Below are 3209 nucleotides of genomic sequence, written 5' to 3' on the forward strand. Positions count from 1 at the left end.
ACCGCGGCAGCTCGGACGAGCGCCGGTCCACCGCCACGTCGACAATCCAGGCCTCACGGCCTCAGGTGCACGAGTCGGCACCAGTTAATCAGCACGCGGCCGGAGGCGGTCGCCGGGCGCGGCGGCCGTCAGCTGGGGTCGCCGGGACTGGGGTCGGTGGGCCGATCCCACGAGACGGTGGTCAGGCGCGCGACGGTGGAGCTGGTCAGCTCCGTGACGAGCAGGCTCTGCCTCAGGGGCAGCAGCCGGTGGGCCTTGCAGTGCTGGGTCGGCAGCACCGTGACCTCCTCGCCGACGACCCGCGCGTAGTCGGCGTCGAAGGTGACGCGCACGACCACGTCCAGCACGTCGTCGCAGATGATGGACGACCCGAGCAGCCACATCCCGGGCCGCTGGGCGGCTGAGGGCGGGTCGAAGGCGATGTGCAGCAGCCCGGCGTCGACGACTTCGCTGGAACGCAGCCGGAACCACGTGGTCCCGCCGCGGGCGTCGATGCGGCCGAACGTGCCCGTGCCGCTCGCGGTGCTGCCCAGCAGCGCCACCCACAGGCCGGTGGGTCCGGCCACCAGGCCCACCGGTGTGCCACCCCGGTCCCGGGGCACCTCCAGCTGGGTGGCCTCGCGGGTCCGCGGGTCGATGCGCAGGATGAGGCTCGCGTCGTCCTGGCTGGCGTAGAACACCCCGGTCGCGGGGTGCCGGGCCACGAAGATCGGGTCGGGTTCCGCTTCGTACAGGTGGTAGCGGGACGGGTCGGTGTGGTCGATCGACAGCACGTGGTCGCTGGTCTTGAGGCTGACCCACAGCCGGTCGTCGTACTCACCGACGTAGTGGGGCCCGAACCCCTCGGGCACGTCGATCACGCGCACCACCCGGGGTGGTGCGTCGACGTCGGCGCCGCCGGGGTCGACGAGCAGCAGCCGGTTGCCCTCCTGGTGGGTGGCCCACACCATTCCCGGGTAGCGCCGCGACACCGCCAAGCCGTGCAGCATGTCGGTCGGCGCCCCCAGCGGGTGCGCACGCGCCGCCACGACCTCCTCGGTCACCGCGTCCAGGCGGAGCTTGACCAGGTGGCTGTTCGACATCTGCGACACGAGCACCAGCGGCACACCGGGCACCTTCACCAGCTCGTGCGTCTCCTGCGCGAGCGGCAACCCGTACTCCACCACCGACCGCTGCGGCACCGCCTCCGCCGTCCCGGCCGGAGGTCGCCGTTCCGCGGCGGCGGCGGTCGCGGACCCGAGCACCGGCGCGGTGACCGTGCTCAGCAGCAGCGAGCGCTGGAAGGTGCGCCGATCCATCGGACCTCCTCGTGCCGGTGCGTCCGTGACCACGGTAGGAACCGCCGTCCCGGACCACCGACCCCCGCGACGCGGCAGACCCGGGCGGGTGCCGACTTCCGCCCCGCGGGTGAAGGAGCGTCACGCGGCGTGTGCCGCACACCGCTCCTGGTCCTTGGAGAGGAGGGGTCGGCTCGCCCGCTGCCGCCGGTGTCCGGCAGCGGCGGGGCGCGGGAGCCCGTTCAGCCGGACCTGGTCGGGCCGAAGGCGGTCCGGCGTTCGCGGACGGCGGCGACGGCCTTGGCGACCTGCGCGTCGAAGGCGTCGAGCTGCTCGGCTTCGGCGGGGCTCGCGACGAAGGCGCCCCGGTCGCAGGCCGTGCCCGCGCGCCAGATCCGCTCGACGTCGCGGGTCGCGGTGATGTCCGCCAACGGGTCGCCGGACACGAGGAGCAGGTCCGCGCGCCGCCCGGGCGCGACACGTCCCCGGTCGGGGAGGCCGAACACCCGTGCCGGCTCGGAGGTGGCGGCGGCCAGTGCCCGCGCCGGGCTGAGGCCGGACCGGACGAGCAGCTCCAGCTCCCGGTGCAGGCTCGCCCCGAACACGGTTCCGGGGTTCGGGGCGTCGGTGCCCGCCAGCAGGGCGACCCCCGCACCGGCCAGTCGCCGCACGTTGTCCTCGGCCCGCGAGTAGGGCGGCATCCGCCGGCCGGGCAACCCCGGCGCACCGGAGGTCAACCGCCGCGTCCAAGCCTCCCCGAGCGCCTCGGCCAGCCGCGGGTCCCCCGCCACTGCCGCGCCACCCGCTCCACCGAGGGTGTTCTCGACGGTGGCCAGCGTCGGACCGACCGCGATCCCGGCCTCAGCCATCCGTTCGACCAGGGCGAGGTCCAGCTCGGCGTCCACGGGGACGTGGGCCACCACGTCGACACCGGCGGACACGACCTCCTCGAGACCGGCCGTCGAGCTCACGTGGGCGACCACGAGCAAGCCGCGGGCGTGCGCGGCGGTGACCAGTGCCTCGATGGTGCCGGAGTCCAGCGACGGCCACAGGCCCCCGACGCCGGAGATGATCTTCAGGTAGTCCGAGCCCTCCGCGATCCGCGCCGCGACGAACCGCTCGGCCTGGTCGGCGGCGGTCAACGTCGGGATCGGGGCGTACATGATCGACGGGTGCCCGTCCGGCGCGGTGGCCCCGACACCCGACGACCGCACGTCGGCCACGTTCGGGTCGGAGCCGGCCTGCTCTCTCGCCCCCGCCACCACGTCGGGCTTGCTGAACATGTCGAGAACCGTCGTGACGCCGAACGTCAACGACTGCGCGAGGGCACCGGGGACGAGGTGCACGTGCGCGTCGATCAGACCGGGGAGCAGGGTCCCGCCCGCCGCGTCGACCACCTCGTCGCCCTCCCGGGCGAGGGAGGCCGCCGAGCACTCGGTGATCAGCCCGCCGGCGAACCGGACCGACGTCCAGTCCCGCGACGTCGTCCCGTCGAACACCTTGGCGTTGACGATGGTCGTCGCTGCGGCCAACACTTCCTCCCGATCGACGAGTCCTGAACCACCGGTTCCCCGAACCGTAGAGGATCACCCCAGGGTGCTCCGGTCGCACCTCCGCCCTCTACCGGGCGCGGGGCCGCAACCGACCGAATGTTTCGGTCGAGGATCTTGAAGTTTCGATTGAGCTGGTTGTCACCGCGCGGCATGGCCGGCGACCCGACCCGCACGGGGCGTAGTCGGACCAGGGATATCCGGTGTCGAATGCTGTTCGACAACGTCGCAGGTAGGACGCGCGCTGCAGCCGATCCACCGGGCGACCGCCACCCGGCCGAGACCGCAGTGGCAGCCGTTGACTGCGACCACGGTACTGGTTACATTGGCCGAAACTTCAGGTAAAACAGCCCGAACATTTCGGGTGGGCTGTGGCGTCGTG

2 protein-coding genes are annotated in these 3209 nt (G+C 73.0%); both read right to left on the reverse strand.

Translation table 11 applies throughout. From position 1 onward, the window contains the following. Window positions 1-128: 128 nt before the first annotated feature. Complete coding sequence (locus AB0G02_RS32725) at window positions 129-1298, reverse strand: hypothetical protein (protein ID WP_360801958.1); 1170 nt, start codon at window positions 1296-1298, stop codon at window positions 129-131. Window positions 1299-1519: 221 nt separating this feature from the next. Beyond that, entirely contained in the window at window positions 1520-2809 is a 1290-nt protein-coding gene (locus tag AB0G02_RS32730; RefSeq protein WP_360801961.1) for an amidohydrolase family protein, read from the reverse strand. Between the last annotated feature and the right edge of the window lie 400 nt (window positions 2810-3209).

Source organism: Actinosynnema sp. NPDC023658 (genome assembly GCF_040639995.1).
In the GTDB taxonomy this organism is placed as follows: domain Bacteria; phylum Actinomycetota; class Actinomycetes; order Mycobacteriales; family Pseudonocardiaceae; genus Actinosynnema.

Excerpts from the sequence above, each read along its gene's own strand:
- AB0G02_RS32725 (WP_360801958.1), bottom strand. The coding sequence starts at position 1,298 with ATGGATCGGCGCACCTTCCAGCGCTCGCTGCTGCTGAGCACGGTCACC.